The 21,716-nt window shown below is 37.2% G+C and carries 16 protein-coding genes; 9 read left to right on the forward strand and 7 right to left on the reverse strand.

Annotation, left to right across the window (positions count from 1 at the left end; genetic code table 11):
- From RZ78_RS06930 to RZ78_RS06940, 3 genes are all read right to left on the reverse strand, one after another.
- The coding region (locus tag RZ78_RS06930) for a KxYKxGKxW signal peptide domain-containing protein (protein ID WP_191978854.1) at positions 1 to 2,743 on the reverse strand (2,743 nt) is incomplete at its 3' end.
- Positions 2,744 to 3,116: 373 nt separating this feature from the next.
- Entirely contained in the window at positions 3,117 to 5,321 is a 2,205-nt protein-coding gene (locus RZ78_RS06935) for a lectin-like domain-containing protein (protein ID WP_054608563.1), read from the reverse strand.
- 145 nt (positions 5,322 to 5,466) lie between these two features.
- The gene (locus tag RZ78_RS06940; RefSeq protein WP_053793090.1) at positions 5,467 to 6,348 is read right to left on the reverse strand and encodes a LysR substrate-binding domain-containing protein; all 882 of its coding nucleotides are present in this window, start codon (positions 6,346 to 6,348) and stop codon (positions 5,467 to 5,469) included.
- 137 nt (positions 6,349 to 6,485) lie between these two features.
- Here RZ78_RS06940 and RZ78_RS06945 point away from each other — a divergent pair, with 137 nt between their 5' ends.
- Positions 6,486 to 8,114, forward strand: coding sequence for a malolactic enzyme (locus RZ78_RS06945; protein ID WP_054608564.1), 1,629 nt, complete (start codon positions 6,486 to 6,488; stop codon positions 8,112 to 8,114).
- Between the two features lie 60 nt (positions 8,115 to 8,174).
- Here RZ78_RS06945 and RZ78_RS06950 read toward each other — a convergent pair whose 3' ends face one another.
- Positions 8,175 to 8,942, reverse strand: coding sequence for a methylenetetrahydrofolate reductase (locus RZ78_RS06950; RefSeq protein WP_054608565.1), 768 nt, complete (start codon positions 8,940 to 8,942; stop codon positions 8,175 to 8,177).
- A gap of 419 nt (positions 8,943 to 9,361) precedes the next feature.
- Between RZ78_RS06950 and RZ78_RS06955 the strand changes: the two genes are divergently transcribed.
- Entirely contained in the window at positions 9,362 to 9,733 is a 372-nt protein-coding gene (locus tag RZ78_RS06955; protein ID WP_041153185.1) for a GtrA family protein, read from the forward strand.
- 45 nt (positions 9,734 to 9,778) lie between these two features.
- Here RZ78_RS06955 and RZ78_RS06960 read toward each other — a convergent pair whose 3' ends face one another.
- The gene (locus RZ78_RS06960; protein WP_054608566.1) at positions 9,779 to 11,875 is read right to left on the reverse strand and encodes an AAA family ATPase; all 2,097 of its coding nucleotides are present in this window, start codon (positions 11,873 to 11,875) and stop codon (positions 9,779 to 9,781) included.
- A gap of 412 nt (positions 11,876 to 12,287) precedes the next feature.
- Between RZ78_RS06960 and RZ78_RS06965 the strand changes: the two genes are divergently transcribed.
- The 4 genes from RZ78_RS06965 (at position 12,288) to RZ78_RS06980 (ending at position 16,381) form a co-directional block, all read left to right on the forward strand.
- Complete coding sequence (locus RZ78_RS06965; RefSeq protein WP_054605096.1) at positions 12,288 to 13,733, forward strand: amino acid ABC transporter substrate-binding protein/permease; 1,446 nt, start codon at positions 12,288 to 12,290, stop codon at positions 13,731 to 13,733.
- The gene (locus RZ78_RS06970) at positions 13,730 to 14,467 is read left to right on the forward strand and encodes an amino acid ABC transporter ATP-binding protein (RefSeq protein WP_054608567.1); all 738 of its coding nucleotides are present in this window, start codon (positions 13,730 to 13,732) and stop codon (positions 14,465 to 14,467) included. Before RZ78_RS06965 ends, RZ78_RS06970 begins: the two co-directional genes overlap by 4 nt.
- A gap of 112 nt (positions 14,468 to 14,579) precedes the next feature.
- Positions 14,580 to 15,002 carry a MarR family winged helix-turn-helix transcriptional regulator gene (locus tag RZ78_RS06975; protein WP_053795932.1) on the forward strand — a complete coding sequence of 141 codons (423 nt, stop codon included), beginning with the start codon at positions 14,580 to 14,582 and terminating at the stop codon, positions 15,000 to 15,002.
- Entirely contained in the window at positions 15,002 to 16,381 is a 1,380-nt protein-coding gene (locus tag RZ78_RS06980; RefSeq protein WP_054608568.1) for a DHA2 family efflux MFS transporter permease subunit, read from the forward strand. The genes RZ78_RS06975 and RZ78_RS06980 overlap by 1 nt, the downstream gene beginning before the upstream one ends.
- Before the next feature lie 40 nt (positions 16,382 to 16,421).
- Here the strand turns inward: RZ78_RS06980 and RZ78_RS06985 are convergent, their stop codons facing one another.
- Positions 16,422 to 16,613, reverse strand: a complete 192-nt coding sequence (locus tag RZ78_RS06985; protein WP_140999841.1) for a hypothetical protein — start codon at positions 16,611 to 16,613, stop codon at positions 16,422 to 16,424.
- Between the two features lie 199 nt (positions 16,614 to 16,812).
- On the opposite strand from RZ78_RS06985, the gene RZ78_RS06990 reads away from it, so the two are divergent.
- On the forward strand, positions 16,813 to 17,835 hold the full coding sequence (locus tag RZ78_RS06990; protein ID WP_054608570.1) for a YeiH family protein: 1,023 nt from the start codon (positions 16,813 to 16,815) through the stop codon (positions 17,833 to 17,835).
- A gap of 34 nt (positions 17,836 to 17,869) precedes the next feature.
- Here the strand turns inward: RZ78_RS06990 and RZ78_RS06995 are convergent, their stop codons facing one another.
- The gene (locus tag RZ78_RS06995; RefSeq protein ID WP_054608571.1) at positions 17,870 to 19,246 is read right to left on the reverse strand and encodes an aldehyde dehydrogenase family protein; all 1,377 of its coding nucleotides are present in this window, start codon (positions 19,244 to 19,246) and stop codon (positions 17,870 to 17,872) included.
- Between the two features lie 327 nt (positions 19,247 to 19,573).
- Here RZ78_RS06995 and RZ78_RS07000 point away from each other — a divergent pair, with 327 nt between their 5' ends.
- Positions 19,574 to 20,470, forward strand: coding sequence for an ABC transporter ATP-binding protein (locus RZ78_RS07000; RefSeq protein WP_054608572.1), 897 nt, complete (start codon positions 19,574 to 19,576; stop codon positions 20,468 to 20,470).
- On the forward strand, positions 20,463 to 21,707 hold the full coding sequence (locus RZ78_RS07005) for an ABC transporter permease (protein ID WP_054608573.1): 1,245 nt from the start codon (positions 20,463 to 20,465) through the stop codon (positions 21,705 to 21,707). The genes RZ78_RS07000 and RZ78_RS07005 overlap by 8 nt, the downstream gene beginning before the upstream one ends.
- Positions 21,708 to 21,716: the final 9 nt, after the last annotated feature.

A 21,716-nucleotide genomic window follows, 5' to 3' on the forward strand; every position in this document is an offset into this window, starting at 1 on the left:
CCTTACTGCTTACAGCTGAGCTTTCTGCCTTACTGCTTACAGCTGAGCTTTCTGCCTTACTGCTTACAGCTGAGCTTTCTGCCTTACTGCTTTCGGCTGAACTTTCTGCACTGCTACTTACAGCTGAACTTTCTGCCTTACTGCTTACAGCTGAGCTTTCTGCCTCACTGCTTACAGCTGAGCTTTCCGCCTTACTGCTTTCGGCGGAACTTTCTGCACTGCTACTTACAGCTGAACTTTCCGCACTGCTACTTACAGCGGAACTTTCCGCACTGCTACTTACAGCTGAGCTTTCTGCCTCACTGCTTTGCGCTGAACTTGCAGCACTGCTACTTTCGGCGCTACTGCTTTGAGCGGAACTTGCGGCACTGCTACTTTCGGCGCTACTGCTTTGAGCTGAACTTGCGGCACTGCTACTTTGTGATGATTCACTTGATGCAGGTTTTGGAACGTAAAGGAATGAGATTTCAGTATATGTTGGTTCGGTGTCACCAAGTGGAGCGGAAACATCCTTAGTAACAGTTGGATTGCTAACTAATGTGTAATTAGGAATTTGGGCTGCATTAGCAGTAACCGCTTTTTTATCAGGTTCATAGCTTCCCCAAGTAACTTCACCAGTTTTTTGATTCTTAATACCCGTCTTAGTGAATGTCACATAAATATGTTGGTCATATCCTGGAATGTTTACGTATGATCCGGATGGCCCACTAGTATTTGTTTTATCCTTAGCTAAAACATTAACATCTTTTACTCTTGTTTGTGTAACTGTTTCAAGTGGATCCATGTAAACAGTCTTAACAACGTCATCCCCTAGTGGTGTTAAAGTACCAGTCATTTCACTGGTATCTTCTGGAACATAACCATCAATAGTAGGAACTGTGAACTTGTATGAAGTTTCCCCACTTGAAATCTTCCATGGGTCCCAAGTGATTGAGTTATCTCGGGTGTCCTTCAAACCGCTTGAAACAAATTCAACTGAACTGCTATCAGTTTTTATCACTTTATTAGTAGTTGAATCTACATAGTTAACAGTTGCGGTTCTAGTAACTTTTTGATCAGAAATAGAAACATATGGGTTAACTAAAGTAAATGTTGCTTGAGCTTTGGCATTGCTTGAGTCAGTAGATGTGTAGGTTAGATTTAATTGTTGTGATGCTCCTGGAGCCACCTTTATGGTTTGTCCATCGCTAACGTTTCCATCATTTGTAACATCAACTGTAGCATTATCTAACTTTTCGTATCCGCCTGGGTTACCATTAACAGTCTTGTATACATTAACGCCATCTTTTAAACTGTTTGCAGAATATACATAAGTTCCATCTGGTTGAGTGTATGCAGTTTGGTTAGGTGCAACAATCCATGAACTTCCTGTATCGCCTTTAGCAGGAATTATCTTATAAGTGTATTCACCTATTCTTTGAGAACCATTTTGATCTATATCGCTTCGATAGTAATCACCATATCCAACGACGTGATAACTACCTGATAAATCTGTATATGGTCTGTAAGCCACAAAATCAACGATGTCTTTTGTGTAAGCGGACTTAGAAAAATCTGAATAAACAGCTCCATTATTATCAATGCCAAATGAAACACCTGGCTTATCGGTGATGTCTTCAAAAGTCACACCTTCATCATGAGATGCATATAGTTTTAAATTATTTAAATCAAAGTTTTTACCATCACTAAATAAAATTCGAGTACCATAATATCCTGCTATATTCCCACGGTTGAACTCACCTGTAACTACAAAGTATGGTTTTCCATCTTTGTTAGTATATGATGGAGAATAATATGCACTACCGCCATCAGTATTAACATAATTGCCATTTGTATTACTTTGACTGTAATCTTTAACGTCGTCAGGGTAATTCTTAATAAAGTGGCTTGATAGATATCCAGGAATTCCGATATCATCAGGATTCTTCTTTTGGTCTTCTTCTTTAGTGTTTGGCAATACTGAAATTTGATTGCCATCGACATTTATATTTTGTTCACTTTCACCTGGTAATTGTAGTGATGAAGTGATATTCACATTGACTGGATCTGGGTTAGTTTCGTGTTCTTCACTATCACCATCCCAGTCATACTTAGGTCCCTTTACAACTAGTGATAAATTAATGTTAACTGTTCCAGGATAAAAGTCCTTATTAGTAGTTAATGTGATTGTGTTTCCAGAAATACTGTCATCAAAATTATTTTGACTTGAGTAATTTGAATATACAGAATATGAGAATACATCATTAAAACTAGTTTTTTCTGGAGTATTGACATTAATTTTAATTTGAGTTCCCTTTGGAATCACTCTTCCAAGGCTGTCATTGTTAGTCAATGTTAATGAATAGTTAATGGATGCATCTTTCTTAACATTAGTAGTTTGAGAGCCTAGATTACTGATGGTAGCATTTACAGAGCTTTGCGGAGCTGAGTAATCACCTGATTTACTTGCTTCGATGCTTGTAGATTGACTAGCATTACTTGGTTGTGCTGACTCACTACTTTGTTGAACAGCAGAACTGTCGTTGCTTTTATCTGAAGTTGAATTGGTTGTGCTTGATGATGATTGTTTATCACTTGTACTAGTGGTTTCATCCGCGTGCGCAACAACTCCAGTTGGTAATGCGCTTGATGTTTGAGATACCACAAATCCGGTACCCAATAAAGCTACTGAGCTCATACCAATTACGACCCAGTTCTTTTTGACTTTATGTAATATCTTTTTTGATTTTACTTCCTTATTCATAACATCCGCTCCTTTTATCTAAATCTCATAGTGTATTTTAGGTTAAAAAGATTGTGAAAACAGCATTTATAAGTTTAAGTTTGCTATGATAAATTTAAAAATTTCATTGGAATATTTAAGTCATTTGAATATTTTTTCAAACTTTTTATAACGCATATATAAAAACACCTATCTCAATAAGAGATAGGTGTTTTTATTTTTATACATCTTGGTTTTATATTAGAAACTATCTAACTATGTGACTAGTCTTAAACTTGCATCATTTACTAAAACTTTGTGATAAACCAAAGTAGATTTTTTGTCTAAAAAATTCAAAATTTAGCAGTTGTTTTTAGTTTTCCATAATTAGAAAAAAATCCAATTATATAAATCCTTAATGCTTACGTCTTCTTCTTGATGCAACAAATGCTAAACCTAAAGCCAAAGCAATCAGACTTGTACCAACAGCAACTAACACATTTTCATGTGTTTGATCACCGGTTTGTGGTAAACGTTTTGCATCTTTGTTGTTTACTAATGAATTTGAAGCATTACTTTCGTGATGTCGAGTTTCATGAGTAGAGGCAGATGAGCTTTCTGCGCTACTGTTTTCTGCGGAACTTTGTGCTGAGCTTTCTGCTTTACTGCTTTCAGCAGAACTTTGTGCACTGCTGCTTTCTGCTTTACTGCTTTCAGCAGAACTTTGTGCACTGCTGCTTTCTGTAGAACTGTGTGCTGAGCTTGCTGCTTTACTGCTTTCAGCTGAACTTTGTGCGCTACTGTTTTCTGTTGAGCTTTGCGCTGAACTTTCCGCCTTGCTGCTTTCAGTGGAACTTTGTGCGCTACTGTTTTCTGTTGAACTTTGTGCTGAACTTTCCGCCTTGCTGCTTTCAGCAGAACTTTGTGCGCTGCTGTTTTCTGTAGAACTTTGCGCTGAGCTTTCTGCTTTACTGCTTTCAGTGGAACTCTCTGCACTACTACTTGCAGATGAGCTTTGTGTACTGCCGTTTTCTGTTGAACTTTGCGCTGAGCTTTGTGCACTATTACTTGCAGATGAACTTTGTGCACTGCTGTTTTCTGCAGAACTTTGTGCTGAACTTTCCGCCTTGCTGCTTTCAGCAGAACTTTGTGCGCTACTGTTTTCTGTTGAACTTTGTGCTGAACTTTCCGCCTTGCTGCTTTCAGCGGAACTTTGTGCGCTACTGTTTTCTGTTGAACTTTGCGCTGAACTTTCAGCTTTGCTGCTTTCAGCAGAACTTTGTGCGCTACTGTTTTCTGTTGAGCTTTGTGCTGAGCTTTCCGCCTTGCTGCTTTCAGCAGAACTCTCTGCACTGCTACTTGCAGATGAGCTTTGTGCGCTACTGTTTTCTGTTGAACTTTGCGCGGAACTTTCAGCCTTGCTGCTTTCAGCGGAACTTTGTGTTGAGCTTTGTGCACTGCTACTTGCAGATGAACTTTGTGCGCTACTACTTTCTGGGTTTAATTGTGAACCAGGAACATATTGATTCTCAATCGATTTTTTCCCATCTTCTTGAGCTTTAGTTACTCCATCAGAAGTAGTTTGTTGTTGAACATTATCATATGCTTTTTGCAACTCATCAGAAACCTTTTGGTTTTGATCATTTTTTTGTTCGTTTGTTAATTTATCATCATTATTAATTTTATTTGTTGTGTCAGTTGCTGTGTTCTTAAGTTGATCCATTGCTGATTGTTGGGATAAATAAATTGGATCAGCTGAATAAGAAAAGCTATCTAATTGGACTTGTTGTAAGTTGTGACTCAATCCGGTAGCAGCACTAATTACTAGCACCATATTTTGACTGTTACCATCATACGTTTTTGTCCATGTTTGGTTATCATAAGTGACAGTAAATTGCTTAGTTGATGCATTGTAAGAAAAGTCAAACGGTAATAGTTGAGCGTCCTTATTTAAAATACTGGATTTATCTTGAATGAATCGTACTGATGATTCGTTCTTTAGTTGTTCTGAGTTACCACTACCGTCGGTGTAGGTAAATGCTCCAAACGGTGCATCACCTTGACCATCAAGTTTTGCATTATCACCATTTGGCAATGGATCGTCGCCATGATTATAAAAAGTATCAAGTTTAAATCCAACAGCATTCGGAATTCCCCACATACCAACAGATGCTCCTGAACTAATAGCGGTTTTAACAGAGTTTGGATGCAAGAAGATTGCTAGACCATCGGCTCCACCTTCTATATCAGTCTTATCCCCAAGATAAATTGAACCCTTAAGGTCAAAACTTCTATTCATTGAAATTTTATTTTTTAGCGAAACACCACCACTTTGAGAAACATTATCAGTTGTAAGTGTAATAACACCATTTTCTTGATTGTATGAAGCATTATTTAAAGTGTCAAAATAGTTATTAAAATTATTCTTATCAATATTGATATTCACAGGACCTTGGTTGTCCAAGGTGTCAGCATGAACGACAACATTTGAAGATACGATGTTGGTATCTTGTAATGTAGTATATCCTGCACCTAATAATGATACTGTCGCCATTCCAATAACGACCCAGTTCTTTTTAACTTTATGCAATATCTTTTTTTCTTTAGTTTCTTTGTTCATTATGGTCTCCTCCATCTTTTCTATTAATGTTAATTTTAGATGAAAAACGGCATCATTGCAGTATATATAACATTAAGAATATCTAAAGATTTTTAAGAAAAAATATACAAAAAAGTCCTAAGATTAAACTTAGGACTTTTTATAGTTATCTTTTAAGTGAATCTCTAATGACATCTAAAACTTCCTTTTGGAAGTCATTGAAGTAATGTGATTTTAGGTAAACCAGGTTGGTAACAAACATTGGCATATCTTCATCTAAGAATTCCAATTTCACTACCCCATCTGGAACCTGAACTAGTGAGTTAAAGAATCCGACACCAACGTTGTTGGAAATCAGACTCATGATGTTGTTGGTTTCATTTGATCTGAAAATCACGTTTGGATGAAATGAATTGCGCTTAGCTAATTGGTTAAAGGATTCGTTTTGGGTAAAACCTTGTTTGAATAGTACAAAGTCTTCCTTGGCTAGGTCAGCAAAATGAATCTTCCCTTCATTAGCTAATGGATGGTCCTTTGAAACGTATGCACAGAATGGAATTCTTTCGATTTCTTCTGTTTCGATATCTGGATCTTCCAATGGGTTGTTAGAACCTAGCAATGCTAAATCTAATTCCCCATTCTTCAAGGCCGACTTGGTCGTTTCAGATCCATATTCATAGGTAATAATACTATTTAATAATTTTCTTTCCTTTAAATGTTGAGCAATTGTAGGAAAGTATCTCGTTTCAATAATTGGTGGTAGTCCGATTGAAACTTTTTTGGCCTTCAAGTTGGCGATATTGCGCTTAGCAACGTCAAAATGACGAATGATTGCGCGAGCGTGGTTCAACAATTGTTTTCCACTATCGGTTACAATGAGTTCGCCATGGGTACGATGTCTAATAATCAACTTAGCGTCCATCTCTTTTTCCAATCGTTGCAGAGCAAAAGTAATGGTAGGTTGACTTACCTTAAATTCTTCAGCAACTTTCGAAAAAACTTTTAATTCCGTTAAGCTTATAAAATATTCTAGGTCTCTGGTGTTCATAAAAAACGCCTCCCAGCGTTGATATAAAAAGGTTTTATTTTTAGATATAAATTATATTTATTATAACACTAAGTTTTGACTATAAAAATACCCATGTATTATTATCTATATATAAATTATGAAAAGAGGTAAGCACTATGTCTTTTGGATATGATATTTTAAACAATCCTTTCAAGAATAAGGGTACTGCATTTACTAAAGAAGAAAGAAAAGAACTTGGTTTAGAAGGAATGCTTCCACCATACGTTCAAACTTTACAAGAACAAGTGGACCAAGCTTACGCTCAATTCCAAAGCAAACCATCAGATTTAGAAAAACGTGTTTTCTTAATGACTCTATTTAACGAAAACCGTGTTCTATTCTACAAGTTATTCTCACAACACGTTGTTGAATTTATGCCAATCGTATACGATCCAACAATCGCTGAAACTATTGAAAACTACAGTGAACTATTCGTTCAACCACAAAACGCTACATTCTTATCAATCGATGATGATCTAGATTCAATTAAGACTTCATTAAAGAATGCTGCTGAAGGCAGAGACATTCGTCTAATCGTAGTTACTGATGCTGAAGGTATCTTAGGTATTGGTGACTGGGCTACTAACGGTGTTGATATCGCTGTTGGTAAACTAATGGTTTACACTGCCGCTGCTGGTATCGATCCTAGCCAAGTTCTACCTGTTGTGCTAGATGCTGGTACTAACAACGAAGAATTACTTAAGGACCCAATGTACTTAGGTAACAGACACGAACGTGTTTACGGTGAAAAATACCACAAGTTCGTTGATACTTTCGTAGAAGACGCTGAAGAAATGTTCCCAGAAATGTACCTACATTTCGAAGACTTCGGTCGTAGCAACGCTGCTGAAATTCTAGACAGATACAAAGACAAGTACACTGTATTCAATGATGATATCCAAGGTACTGGTATCATCGTTCTAGCAGGTATCTTAGGTGCATTAAACATTTCTGGTGAAGAAATGAAGGACCAAACTTACGTATCATTTGGTGCAGGTTCAGCCGGTACTGGTATCGTTTCTCGTGTATACGATGAATTCGTACAACAAGGTATGGACCCAGAAGAAGCTAAGAAGCACTTCTACCTAGTTGACAAGCAAGGTCTATTGTTCGATGACGACGATACTTTGACTCCTCAACAAAAACCATTTGCTAGAAGCCGTAGCGAATTTGATAACGCAGATTCACTAACCACTCTAGAAGCAGTTGTTAAAGAAGTTCACCCAACTATCCTAGTTGGTACTTCAACTCAACCAAACACTTTCACTGAAGAAATCGTTAAGGACATGGCTGCTCACACTGAACGTCCAATTATCTTCCCTATCTCAAACCCAACTAAGTTGGCTGAAGCTAAGGCTGAAGACTTACTAAAATGGACTGACGGTAAAGCTCTTATCGGTACTGGTATCCCAGTTAACGATATTGAATACAACGGTACTACTTACCAAATCGGTCAAGCTAACAACGCCCTTGTATACCCAGGTCTAGGTCTAGGTGCAATTGCTGCTACAGCAACTGTTCTAGATGACGAAATGATTTCCGCAGCTGCCCACTCACTTGGTGGTATTGTCGACACTGACAAACCAGGTGCTGCTGTCTTACCTCCAGTTTCTAAGTTGGATCAATTCTCAACTACTGTAGCTAAGGCTGTTGCCGATAGCGCTGTAAAACGTGGTCTTACACGTGAAGACATCAAAGATGTTGATAAAGCTATCGAAGATACTAAGTGGGAACCTAAGTATTAATCTCTCTTTTAGATGATGTGTGTATAAAAAAAGACGCCGAAGGGCGTCTTTTTTTGTGCGCTAAATTTTATTAATCATCTTTTCAGTGTTTTCCGCATTATTTAATGAATACAAATGAATGTGGCTAGCACCCGATTGTTTGATTTTATTAATCATCCCCGCGGTGTATTGCACACCATCATCACCGAACTCATCGCCATGATGATTCATCAAAGCATTCAGTTCATCTGGAGCAGTCGAATGAGTCATGTTTAGCATCTTTTCTGCTTGTGATATCGAAATTACCGGCATAATCCCAAACCAGATTGGCGTATCGATTTCAATTTGATTTAAATAATCAACGTAATCATTTGCGTCAAAGCTAAACTGTGAAATCAGATTCGTGCATCCCTTTTCAATCTTTTGTCTCAACCATTTCATTTCTTCGTCACTACTATTTAAGTAGCAAGTGCCAGAGATATTCACATGTGGATATTGTTGTTTGATAAATTCAATTAGTCGATCAGCATGTGGAAATGTCACCGCCGTATCTTTTTGCGATAACTTATCCCCACGCAGTGCCAGCACGCTGTGGATATCGTGTTGTTGCATCAAATCAATCATCTCTTGGACTCGTTTTTCATCCTTGTCGATTCCAGTCAGATGAATGACGACATCAACGGATGAATTGGCATGAATGTAGTCGGCAATTTGAATGCTTTGTAGCAGGTTATCCATGTCGTGATTTCTATCGGTAATCGAGATGAATTCTGGATTTAGTTTTAATAAACCATCCAGGTTAACTTGATCAATGTTGGGTGTAATCTCAAAAGAATATTGTAAGGACATGCGAATCTCCTTTTTGATTAATTATTGTTTTCATTATATACCATCCGTATAAAAAAAGGCCTCCTTTTATAGAAAGCCTCTTTTGTCTTTATTTCCACAAGTCAAATCGTCCGCATAATTTATTTACGTCTTTTGCTGATATATGTCGAAGCAAGGCAGATTAAATTCAAGACAAATAGAATAATAAACGCAGTATTTTGATATTTATGTGGGCCAAATAAGTACATCCCTGTCAAAACAGAAACTATTATCAAATTAATATATCTTAAAAGCTTAATCATACCGATTTCCCACTTTCGCTTTTGAATAGTTAAATATTTTGAAATCATAATAGCATACTATTAAAAGATTTCCATATAAAAAATAATTTTGGTATATACTACTATATAAGTTCAAATGATTTCACACGGAGAAAATAAATGATTAATATAATTAAGCAATTTTTCAAATTCGGTATCGTTGGATTTATTAACACTGTACTAACCTATTTAATTTATACGTGCCTATGGCGGATTACATCTCCTACCATTGCCATGGCAATTGGGTATGGAACCACTACTTTGATTGGTTTAACCATCAATAAAAAGTGGGTATTCAAAACTAGTGGTAACGTTACTAGAACTGCAATTAAATATTATTCTACCTACGTATTCACATGGTGTTTAACAGTACTATTAACCTACCTATTATCTGTCTACACATCTATTAACGAACAAATTGTCCCGGTACTAACATTAATTGTGACCGTTCCAGTTAACTTTGTACTAAGCAAACTATGGGTATTCAAATAAAAAAGAGACCGTTCCTACCAAACGGTCTCTTTTTTATTATTCAGATTACTTGTTTTCACTAATTACGACAGTACCATCTTCCATTTCAGCCTTTAAGTGCTTAATGTCTTCATGGTCTAGGTAGAAGTCAGTAATCTTGTCTCTGATTTCTTGTTCAACTACTCGACGTAGTGGACGAGCTCCCATGGCTTCATCATATCCTTGTTCAATTAAGTGGTTCTTAACATCATCTGATACGACAACATCCATGTCTTTCTTAGCTAATGTAGCATTCACATCTGCTAACATTAAATCAACAATTTCTTTCAAGTCATCCTTTGTTAAGTGGGAGAATTCAACGATTGCATTGAATCTGTTTAAGAATTCTGGACGGAAGTATGGAGCTAGACGATCCATTAGCTTCTTGTCCTTGTCGTCGTCACCAGTAAGTGCTTCGTTACCGAAACCAGCGTTTGAAGTAGCAATTACAACAGTGTTTTTAAAGTTAACCACATTTCCTTGACCGTCTGTTAAACGACCATCGTCTAATACTTGTAGAAGAAGTGTTAGCACTTGTGGGTTAGCCTTTTCGATTTCATCTAATAATACGATTGAGTATGGGTTTCTACGAACCTTTTCAGTCAAAGTATTGTTGTTGTCGTTGTATCCAACGTATCCAGCTGAAGCACCGATTAACTTGGAAACGGCAGTTGGGTCGGAGTATTCTGACATATCTAGACGGATAATGTTGTTCTTGTTACCAAACATGTCCTTAGCTAATTGCTTAGCAAGTTCAGTCTTACCTACACCAGTAGGACCTACGAATAAGAATGAACCAATTGGACGGTTACCTTCGTCAAAGCCGGCACGGTTTCTACGGATAGCACGAGCGACCGCAGCAACAGCTTCGTCTTGGCCAATTACCTTGCCTTTTAGACGGTCGCCCATAGTCTTTAATCTTTCGATGTCAGTGCTGCTCATCTTAGCAACAGGAACCCCAGTTAATCTTTCAACTGACTTAGCAACATCGTTGACAGTAGCAGTGACTTTCTTTTCGTCACTCTTGTTGTCGATTTGCTTTTGTAGTTCTTCAATCTTGTTCTTGTGGTTTAATGCTGATTCGTAATCTTCCTTAGCTGCAGCATCTTCTTGAGCCTTCTTTTCTGCTTCAATCTCATCTTCGATTTGCTTTTGATCTAAGACTGGATGTTGAGCAGATAAGTGTGCAGCAGTCATATCTACTAGGTCAATGGCCTTGTCAGGTAGACTTCTTTGTGGAATGTATTGAACTGAGTAGTCTACAGCAGCTTTCAATACTTCGTCAGGCAAAATCACATTGTGGTGTTCTTCATATAATGGACGAATACCTTTCAAGATTGCTAAAGTAGTTTCTTCACTTGGCGCCTTAATTTGTACTTCGTTGAAACGACGTGACAAAGCAGCGTCCTTTAGGATTGTGTTTCTATATTCATCTTGGGTAGTAGCACCGATAACGGTAATTTCACCACGAGATAATGCAGGCTTGATAATATCTGCCAATCCCTTGGATCCACTTTCGTCGCCGGCATTACCAGCACCTAGGATTTGGTGGATTTCGTCGAAGAATAGAATAACGTTACCCTTTTCTTGGACTTCCTTAATTAAGTTTTGAATGTTTTCTTCAAAACTACCACGGTATTGAGTTCCGGCTTCTAGACCAGAGATATCAATACTAATAACTTCCTTATTCTTAATTGATGCAGGTACGTCGCCCTTAACAATTGCTTGAGCTAAACCTTCAACAACGGCAGTCTTACCGACACCGGCGTCACCAACTAATACAGGGTTGTTCTTGATTCTTCTGGATAATACTTCTGCAGTTTCTTGGATTTCCTTGTCTCTTCCAATTACTGGGTCTAACTTATTATCTCTAGCTTCTTGAGTTAAGTTTCGACCTAACTTTTCAAGAATTCCTCCTTTATTAGATGCAGCTTTTTGTTGGGTATTAGGTTGGCCACCTTGTAGTTGGCCACTTCTTCTTAATTCTTCTAATTGTTCTGGGGTAACTTCTTGACCATTAATCATGTATCGACGTTGGGTATTTGAGTTACCTGTATCGCCTAAAAATTGGTTAAAAATTTTGTCAAAATCATCGTTAAATGGATCAAATGGACTTCTTGCCATAGTACATCCCTCACATTTCATATAATATTTTATTTTCAAATACATTAGCCAAACACGGCATGTATTAGATAAGGCTTTTAGTTGTTCTCTTATTTCCTTATCCAAAGAATATAATACCACCTAAATTACATAATTCAATACTAAATTTGACCTTTTTTGACCTTTTTCTTACATATACGCTTAAAACCCTTGATATATAAGGATTTCTGTAAAAGTAAAATTTTCCTAAAGTTTTGTTTTTAGTTTTATACAAGTAATTACATGTTATATTTTGTGACATAAAAGCTTAATTTTTTAAAAAATATTTCGAATTCAGATATACAATCTTTGTTAGTTCTGATATTATAAAAACAAGCAATGTTATGAAATATAACGTGGAAAAGAAATACTACTTTGAAAAGGGGTTTTACTAATGAAGCGACATTTTCCAGTAATCCGATGGTTAATGGTATTAAGCATCGGATTGGTCGTTGCTCTTGGTTTATTCTCAGCACCTATTAAATCAAATGCTGCAGAAAAGACTTATCAAATTGGTACGGATGTGACGTTCCCACCATTTGAATACGCTAACGACAACAATAAATACGTCGGAATTGATATTGACTTAATGAATGCAATCGCCAAGGATCAAGGTTTTAAAGTAAACTTTAAACCAACCAGTTTTAATGGAGCTATTCAAGCTGTTCAATCTGGTCAATTAAATGGTATGGTCGCTGGTATGTCAGTCACTCCAGAACGTAAAGGGACATTTGATTTCTCTACAGCATATTACAATTCTGGTGTTGTAATGGCTGTGTCTCAAAACAATAATGACATTAAGAGTTTAAAAGACCTAAAAGGTAAAACAATTGCAGTTAAGACAGGAACCACAGGTGCTCAATATGCACAATCCATTCAAAAGAAATATGGGTTTAAAATAAGCACTTTTGATGATTCAAGTAACGTATATGAAGATGTCTTGACTGGTAACTCAGTTGCTTGTTTCGATGATGAACCCGTTCTAAGATATGGTATCAATCAAGGAACTAAACTAAAAATTGTTACTAAACCTGCAGCAGGTACTCCTATCGCACTTGGTGTAAAAAAAGGAACTAATAAAGATCTTGTAGAAAAGTTCAATGCTGGTCTTGCTCACTTAAAGAAAAATGGTGAGTATAAAAAAATCATGGACAAGTACTTAAATGCTAAGAAAAACACTGAAGATAATCATTCATTCTTTGGTATTCTAAAGCAAAACAAAACTTTCCTATGGCAAGGTTTCCTACAAACATTGTGGCTAACAATTGTTTCTATTATTTTTGCTACCATTTTCGGTGTAATCTTTGGACTATTTGGTGTTCTACCAATCAAGTTCTTCCGTGGACTTTCATCAACAGTTATCTACTTATTTAGAGGTATGCCTCTACTAGTTCTAGCACTATTTATTTACACTGGTATTCCAACATTAACCGGTACTAGAATTCCTGCATTCATCGCTGGTGTTATTACATTAATGCTAGATGAAGGTGCATACATCGCCGCTTTTGTTAAGGGTGGTATTGAATCAGTTGATAAAGGTCAAATGGAAGCTGCCAGATCACTTGGTTTACCATTCGGTAAGTCAATGAGAAAGGTTATCCTACCTCAAGGTGTTAAGTTAATGGTTCCATCATTCATTAACCAATTCATCATTACCTTGAAGGATACTTCAATCCTATCAATCATTGGTATTCTAGAACTTACTCAAACTGGTAAGATTATCATCGCTAGAAACCTTGAAGGATTCAAAGTTTGGGCAATGGTTGCAATTATTTACTTAGTTGTAATCACCCTATTAACTTGGCTATCAAACTGGGTAAAAAGGAGAGCTAAGATATGAGCAAAATTAAAGTAACTGATTTACACAAGCAATACGCAGACAACCATGTCTTACGTGGTGTAGATTTAGAAGTTAAAGATAACGAAGTAGTTGTTATTATCGGCCCTTCCGGTTCAGGTAAGTCAACTCTATTAAGAACTTTAAACAAATTAGAAGAACCAACTTCAGGTTCAGTGGTTGTTCATGGTACTGACATCGCCCAAAAAGGTGTTAACATTGATCAAGTTCGTGAACAAATCGGTATGGTATTCCAACACTTTAACCTATTTAATAACCTATCAGTTGGTAAAAACATTATGTTAGCCCCTGTTGAATTAGGTAAGCTATCAAAAGAAGATGCTGTAAAACAAGCAAAGAAGTTACTAGGGGTTGTTGGTCTGGAAAATAAATTTGACGCCCCTGTAAATTCACTATCTGGTGGTCAAAAACAACGTGTTGCTATTGCACGTGCTTTAGCAATGAACCCAGACATCATGCTATTTGATGAACCTACTTCTGCTCTTGATCCAGAAATGGTCGGTGACGTTTTAAACGTTATGAAGAAGTTAGCTAAAGAAAAAGGTATGACAATGGTAGTTGTTACCCATGAAATGGGCTTCGCTAAAGAAGTTGCTGACCGTGTTGTATTCGTAGATGACGGTATCATTCAAGAAGAAGGTACCCCTGATGAAATCTTCAATCACCCTAAAAATGATCGTCTAAAATCATTCCTATCAAAGATTTTGGAAGTATAGTATTGAAGGACCTCGCTTATGCGGGGTTCTTTTTTTGTGCATTTTGCTTGCATTTTTGTTTTGTCCCCTTTATAATTGTTAGCATGCTAACAAAATCTAGGAAGTGATATTCATGACAGAAAATATTGGTAGACAGTTAAAAATTGCATCAACCCAACTTACAAAACAATTTGATAAGTTTGCGATTCAATACGATTTAACAAGTATGCAGATGTCTGTAATAGACTTCTTGACCCTGTTTAAAGATCAAGAAATGTTTCAAAAGGACATCGAACACGAATTTAATATCCGTCGTTCCACCGCTTCAACGTTATTGAAGCGAATGGAAGATAAGGGATTAATACGCCGTGTTGAATCGAACAAGGATGCTCGTCAAAAACAAGTCATCCTAACCGATTTATCCGTTCAATACGAAGACGACATTCAAAAGTTCATGGTTGAAACACAACAACAAATCCATAGTTTCTTGTCTGATGAAGAATACGCTTCCCTAGAGAGTAGCTTAGCAAAAATCATTAAACATATGGGGGATTAATAATGGATAACAAAATTTCATTAAAGACATTACTGTCAGTTATTGCAGCTGGAATTATGTCATTTAGTGGTGTTGTTATTGAAACTTCAATGAACATCACCTTCCCAACTTTGATGCGCGACTTCAACGTGGGAACCAGTACTGTCCAATGGATGACTACAATTTATTTGCTTATTGTATCAATCGTTGTTCCGCTTTCAGCAATATTAAATCGTAACTTTAAAACCAAGCAATTATTTATCGTATCAAACTTACTATTTATTATAGGAGTTGTTTGTGACTTAACCGCACCATCATTTACATTCCTATTAATCGGTCGTGTAATTCAAGGATTCGGAACTGGAATTGCACTACCATTGATGTTTAACATCATCTTGGATCAAGTACCTGCTGAAAAAATCGGTGTCATGATGGGGGTCGGTAACTTGATTACCGCCATCGCCCCTGCCGTTGGTCCAACTTTCGGTGGAATTGTGGTATCTTCAATCGGTTGGCGTTACATCTTCGCCATCCTATTACCAATACTCGTGATTTCATTAATCTTAGGTGTCTTAAACATCGAACAAAAACGCGAAATTAAAAAGACTAGCCTAGACTTTGTTGGCCTAATCCTAATCGTGATTACATTCACTGGTTTAGTATATGGTTTCTCCAACATGGGTGCCGGTAACATCCTAAGTGCTGTTGTCATTCTTCCAATCATCATTGGTGTGATTGCTTTGATTACTCTTTACATGCACTGCATTAGAAGCAAGAATGCTATCTTGGACCTATCTGTTCTTAAAAACCAAAAGTTTGCTGGTCACATTGTTGGATTCTTCATCCTACAATTCATCACATTAGGTTTATCATTCATCTTGCCTAACTACGTGCAAATCGTAAACCACTCATCCGCGTTCATTGCTGGTCTATTGGTATTACCCGGTGCCGCAATTGGTGCCATCTTAGCCCCACTATCTGGTAATTTGTACGACCGTTTCGGTGCTTACAAGCCACTAGCACTAGGAATGTTATTTGGACTAATTGGTTTGGTATTATTCGCCATCTTTGGAACTCATTTGAGTAACACCATGATTTTAATCTTCTACGTAATTTACATGCTATGCATAGGACTATCATTTGGTAATATTATGACAAGTGGATTAAGCCAATTAGATGGTGAACAAAGAACAGACGGCAACGCCGTATTCAACACCCTTCAACAAATCTCAGGTGCCATTGCCACTTCCATCGTTTCTGCTATTATTACTATCAGTCAATTGAGTAATAATAACGAAGCTACTGGAACTGCGGTTGGATCACTTCACGCGTTGATTTTATTACTAGTATTAATCGTGATTGCTAGTCTAATCTTAAACGCCGTTGTAAAACGAAAATAGCAATAAAAAAGCCTAACGTTTAAAACGTTAGGCTTTTGTTTTACTTCATTTTTCTGACGCTAATAAAAATTTTAGTTGCAGGATAAAAACTAACATTGAATTCATCCTTGATAGCTTTAACAACCTCGCTATCTTCATCATGTTCTTCAATCATGGCACGTACTTTCACAACGTTGTCATAATTGTTCAATGTGTCTCTAATGACACGGTTGTTTCTAATGTTTCTAACCACATTATAAATTTCAAGGATAAGTAAAATAAGAATCGAAATTATGGTCCACATATATAAGTTATCACTCCTATTACTTATAATTATACGTGATATGGCGATATTATCAAAATCATATTAACTAAAGCTTAACAATTCAACGGTTTAGAAGGGTTGTCATACGTGATATAATTTAAATATTATAAATAAAGGAGAAATTCATATGATTGATACGATTAAAAAACGTACCATTGGATTTCTAGCTGCAGCTATTATTGCAATTATTAGTCAATTTCTTACAGCTATTATTCCAAACATCGGTGGAGCCACCATCGCAATCCTAATCGGAATCGTGTTGGGTAACACCGTTTTAAAACAACCAGTTCTAAGTGCTGGTACCAAGTTTGCTGAAAAACGATTACTGGAATACTCAGTAATGCTACTTGGCCTTACCATCACTTTCCAAACCATTCTTCAATTACACTGGTCCGGATTACTATTCATCATCATCCAAATGACCATCACCATTATCGCTGCCATCATGATTGGTAAGTGGCTTCACTTCGGTGAAGGAATTTACCTTTGCATGGCCGGTGGTAACGCGGTTTGTGGATCATCAGCGATTGCTTCCATCAAACCAGTCATTAATGCTTCCGACGAAGATGCCGGAATGAGTATCACATTGGTAAACCTAATGGGAACCGTAATGATGCTAGCTCTTCCAGTCATCGGTACCATGGTATTTGGTCACGTTGACATGCTACGTGGTGCCTTGATTGGTGGTACCGTTCAATCAGTTGGACAAGTTATCGCCAGTGCAACGATGGTTAACCAAACTACCGTCCAATTCGCAACTCTATTCAAGATTATGCGAATCATCATGCTAGTGGTTGTGGTTACTGTGTTTGCACGCATTCATGCTAAAAACGAAGCATTAGCTAACGCCGAAAAAGAAGTTGAAGCAGAAGTAAAGAAAGGTAAGATTGATTTTCTACCATGGTACGTTCTATGGTTCTTAATCTTCTGTATCCTAAATAGTTTCTTCCACCTTCCAGCTTTCATCGGTAACACTGCTCACCTATTGAGCTCATGGTGTGAAATCATCGCACTAGCCGCTATTGGTTTACGTCTAAACTTAAAGGCGTTCCTAAAGGCTGGAAAGCGTTTTGCCATTTACAGTGTTTCAGTTGGTCTAATTCAAACCATTGTGGCACTAATCTTAATCAAGCTGTTAATTCACGCATAATAAAAAGACTAGGCAAATGCCTAGTCTTTTTTAATTACATATACTTTTTAATAAGTTCTTCAAAGTTACTATTCTTACGTGGGTAAGCAATTTTCTTAAGGTTGAGTAAATCAAAGTCAGTAACGTTATGTGAAATGGAGTTAAAGCCCCATGAACCAGTTCCTAGAGTTAGTGAAGGTTCCAATCCGTTAACGATGCTACCAACACCACCTAGACAGCAAGGAGTATTGACTAGGATACGGCAGGCCTTCATCTTAATACCGAATTGGGTAATCACGTCAGAATCAGTTGATCTAATTCCGGCAGTGTGACCTAATCCACCATAGTTTAGGATTGATTCTAGAGTTTCGTATGCATGGTCTGAATCAGCTACCTTGTATACTGATACAACTGGTGAAAGCTTTTCACCTGAAAGTAAGTGGTCAAGACCAACTTCAGTTAGTTCTGCGGCCAATACCTTGGTACCTTCTGGCACTTCAATTCCGGCCATGTCAGCAATTTGCTTAGCTGAACGACCAGCGATTGGTCCGTTAACACCACCAGTTTCAGGGTTAAACATAGTTTGTGCTAACTTATCTTGATCTGATTCAGCGATGAAGTATACACCAGCGTCACTTAGGCGTTTCTTCATGTCATCATAGATGGCTGAATCGATTACCAGACTGTTTTCAGTGGCACAAATCATACCATTATCAAAGGTCTTTGATAATACGATGTCTTTAACTGCTGCATCTAAATCTGCGGACTTTTCAACATATAATGGTGCGTTACCAGGACCCACACCTAATGCGGGTTTACCACTTGAGTAAGCGGCTTTGACCATGGCAGGTCCACCAGTCGCTAAAATCGTTGCAACACCAGGGTGATGAATCAAAGCATTGGTTGCATCAATGCTTGGTTCACTAATCCATTGAATTGAATTCATTGGTGCCCCTGCTTTAACGGCTGCATCTAATACAATTTCAGCTGCTTTTATTGAGGACTTCAAAGCTTGTGGATGGAAACTAAATACGATTGGGTTTCTAGTCTTCATCGCAATGATTGCCTTAAATAAAGTAGTTGAAGTTGGGTTGGTAACTGGAGTAACACCAGCTAACACCCCTAATGGTTCTGCAATTGTAACTGTTTTAGCTTCATCGTCTTCATCGATAATTCCAACAGTCTTATGATTCTTAATGAAGTTACCAATTTGACCACTGGCAAAAATGTTCTTCATTGTCTTGTCGTGAGTATTTCCACGACCAGTTTCTTCATGAGCCAACTTTGCCAATTCCGCACTGTTATCTAAACCAGCTTGGACCATTGCATCTACAATTGAGTCTACCTGTGATTGATCTAAACCTTCTAATTCAGTTAATGCAGTATGTGCATTGCTTACTAAATTGTTAATCATTTCATCAACTTGAACCATCAAAAACGCCCTCCTTTAATTTAGATACTCCTAACGTTTTCAATTTGATTGTATCAGTGTCAATAAAGGGTTTCAACCCATTGATCACCAGAAAATAATTAATTTTCACTATGTTTTTTTGAAGAAAATATCCATTTTTAATTAAAAAATAGGTCAACTTTGTTCACCTAATCACAAGTCAAAAGTGCTATATTTAGGCCTTTTGATTTCCGCAAATTCAGTAATGATAAACATACTCGATGTCTAGTTTTCACCGGCGAAAATTAAATTTTAATTTGAATATCATTATGATATTATTAGGCTTATCAAAACAGAGGAGATGAGCTTATCTTAAAGATTGAAAATATTTCCAAATCATTTTCAAAAGTCCAAGCTTTAAACAACGTTTCATTCGAAGCTAAAGACGGCCAAATTCTTGGCCTAATCGGACAAAACGGTGCTGGTAAATCAACAACCTTTCACAGCATTCTTCGTTTTATCGAATTTGATGGAAAAATTACATTAAACAATCACGAAATCACCGTTAAGGACTTCAACGAAGTGGGATATCTTCCAGAAGAACGTAGTCTATTCGAAGACCTAACAATTGAAAGTCAAATTACATACTTTGCGGAACTAAAGGGCCGCGACAAAAAATGGGTCAAGGAACGCATTGACTCATGGTTAAAACGCTTCGAAGTTAAGGGAGAAGCAAAGGACAAAATTAAATCATTATCTAAGGGTAACCAACAAAAGGTCCAACTAATCTGTACCCTAATTCATGAACCAAAGTTGGTAATTCTAGATGAACCATTTAGTGGTTTGGACCCTGTTAACGCCGATCTTTTAAAGAAAGAAATCATCAGAACTAAGGAAAATGGTGCTGCCATCATCTTCTCAAGTCATGACATGAACAACGTTGAAGAACTTTGTGATCACGTCGTCATGCTTAGAAACGGTAATGTTGTTTTAAACGGTGGCGTTGATGAAATCAGAAACCAATTCGGCAAGAAATACATCTTTGTGACAACTGACATGTCCGTAAACGAACTAGCTGCACTTGATGGTGTCAGCGAAGTGGTTGCACGTGGTCATAACCGTTACAAGATTACCCTTACTGATGAAGAATACGGTAAGGCCCTCTTCAACGCCGTGAGTCGTGGCGAATACATCGAAGAATTCAGCCAACAACCACCTACATTAGATGAAATCTTTAGAGAGAAGGCGGTGGCAAAACATGCATAAGTTCAATATTGTCTTCATGAGAAACTACCTACTACACTTAAAATCAAAGAGTTTCATCGCTTTGCTAGTCACACCAATCGTTTCAGTCTTAATTAGTGCTGGAATTGGTGGACTAGTTGCCAGTTCAACCAACAACTTTGACGACTACCAAGTCGCCGTTGTCGGGGATTCAAGCGTTAAAAGTGAACTAGTATCCAAGGATAAAGATTCCATTGATACCAGCATCAAGTCCGAAAGTAACGCCAAAAAGGAACTTAAGAAGGACAATATTGATGGTTACATCAAGGTTTCCAAGGAAAACAACCAATACAAAATTAACTTTTTTGGAAGTAGCTCCTTAGATAGCGACGTTAAGGCCGATTTATTAGCAATTGTGAACCAAAAACAATCTGCCATTAACGTTAAAACCAGTAATGTCACTAGCGAACAATACAAACAATTGTCTGTAAAACCAGCGTTTAAGTCATCAATCACTGATAAGGAAAAGAAACAAAAATCTGATCAAACATCCAATGCTAATACAGCATCAATCTATGTATTAATCTTTATTTCCTACTTCTTTACCTTAATTTATGCTTCCATCATGTCCACCACTATCGCCAAGGAAAAAGGCACCAAGATTTCAGAAGTTATCTTCAGTAGTGTCTCACCTAGCACATACTTTAGTGGTAAGGTTGGTGCCGTGATTGCTTTGATGGCAACACAAATGGTAATTTACAGCGGTGCCGGAGTGATTGCATACTTCGTATTGAATATGTATCCATTCTTTAACTCACTATTTACATCCCAACACATATTGATTAGTACGTTTATCGGTAATATCTTTAGTATTAACCTACTATTCATCTTAGTTGGTTTCGTAATCTCAATCGTGCTTGCAGCGATTTGTGGTTCTCTTTCAGCCAACGTTGAAGGAGCCGCCAAGTCATCTCAACCACTTGTATTCTTGATTTTATTTATCTTCGTGCTTTCATTTAATTTTGTTAATGATGGTTTTTCTGATTCAATCTTTTCACAAGTTGGATCATACATCCCACTATTCTCATCATTCTTGATGCCAATTAGATTGATTAATCATGCTGCAAACTTATTTGAAGGAATCATTTCACTATTGATTGCGATTGCCTTCATCGCTTTTGTTACTTACAAGTTCTCAAATGTTTACAAGTTATTCATGCTAAACAGTGAAGAAGGTAGCTTCTTCAAACGTATTAGATCAGCTTTAAACAATAAATAAGAAAATAAA

The organism is Apilactobacillus kunkeei (genome assembly GCF_001308195.1).
Taxonomy (GTDB): Bacteria; Bacillota; Bacilli; order Lactobacillales; family Lactobacillaceae; genus Apilactobacillus; species Apilactobacillus kunkeei_C.

What these genes read in the sequence shown, in the direction of transcription:
- RZ78_RS07005 (WP_054608573.1), top strand. Translation starts at nt 20,463, where the DNA reads ATGCATAAGTTCAATATTGTCTTCATGAGAAACTACCTACTACACTTA.
- RZ78_RS06940 (WP_053793090.1), bottom strand. Translation starts at nt 6,348, where the DNA reads ATGAACACCAGAGACCTAGAATATTTTATAAGCTTAACGGAATTAAAA.
- RZ78_RS06995 (WP_054608571.1), bottom strand. Translation starts at nt 19,246, where the DNA reads ATGGTTCAAGTTGATGAAATGATTAACAATTTAGTAAGCAATGCACAT.
- RZ78_RS06945 (WP_054608564.1), top strand. Translation starts at nt 6,486, where the DNA reads ATGTCTTTTGGATATGATATTTTAAACAATCCTTTCAAGAATAAGGGT.
- RZ78_RS06950 (WP_054608565.1), bottom strand. Translation starts at nt 8,942, where the DNA reads ATGTCCTTACAATATTCTTTTGAGATTACACCCAACATTGATCAAGTT.
- RZ78_RS06955 (WP_041153185.1), top strand. Translation starts at nt 9,362, where the DNA reads ATGATTAATATAATTAAGCAATTTTTCAAATTCGGTATCGTTGGATTT.
- RZ78_RS06975 (WP_053795932.1), top strand. Translation starts at nt 14,580, where the DNA reads ATGACAGAAAATATTGGTAGACAGTTAAAAATTGCATCAACCCAACTT.
- RZ78_RS06990 (WP_054608570.1), top strand. Translation starts at nt 16,813, where the DNA reads ATGATTGATACGATTAAAAAACGTACCATTGGATTTCTAGCTGCAGCT.
- RZ78_RS06960 (WP_054608566.1), bottom strand. Translation starts at nt 11,875, where the DNA reads ATGGCAAGAAGTCCATTTGATCCATTTAACGATGATTTTGACAAAATT.
- RZ78_RS06935 (WP_054608563.1), bottom strand. Translation starts at nt 5,321, where the DNA reads ATGAACAAAGAAACTAAAGAAAAAAAGATATTGCATAAAGTTAAAAAG.
- RZ78_RS06970 (WP_054608567.1), top strand. Translation starts at nt 13,730, where the DNA reads ATGAGCAAAATTAAAGTAACTGATTTACACAAGCAATACGCAGACAAC.
- RZ78_RS06965 (WP_054605096.1), top strand. Translation starts at nt 12,288, where the DNA reads ATGAAGCGACATTTTCCAGTAATCCGATGGTTAATGGTATTAAGCATC.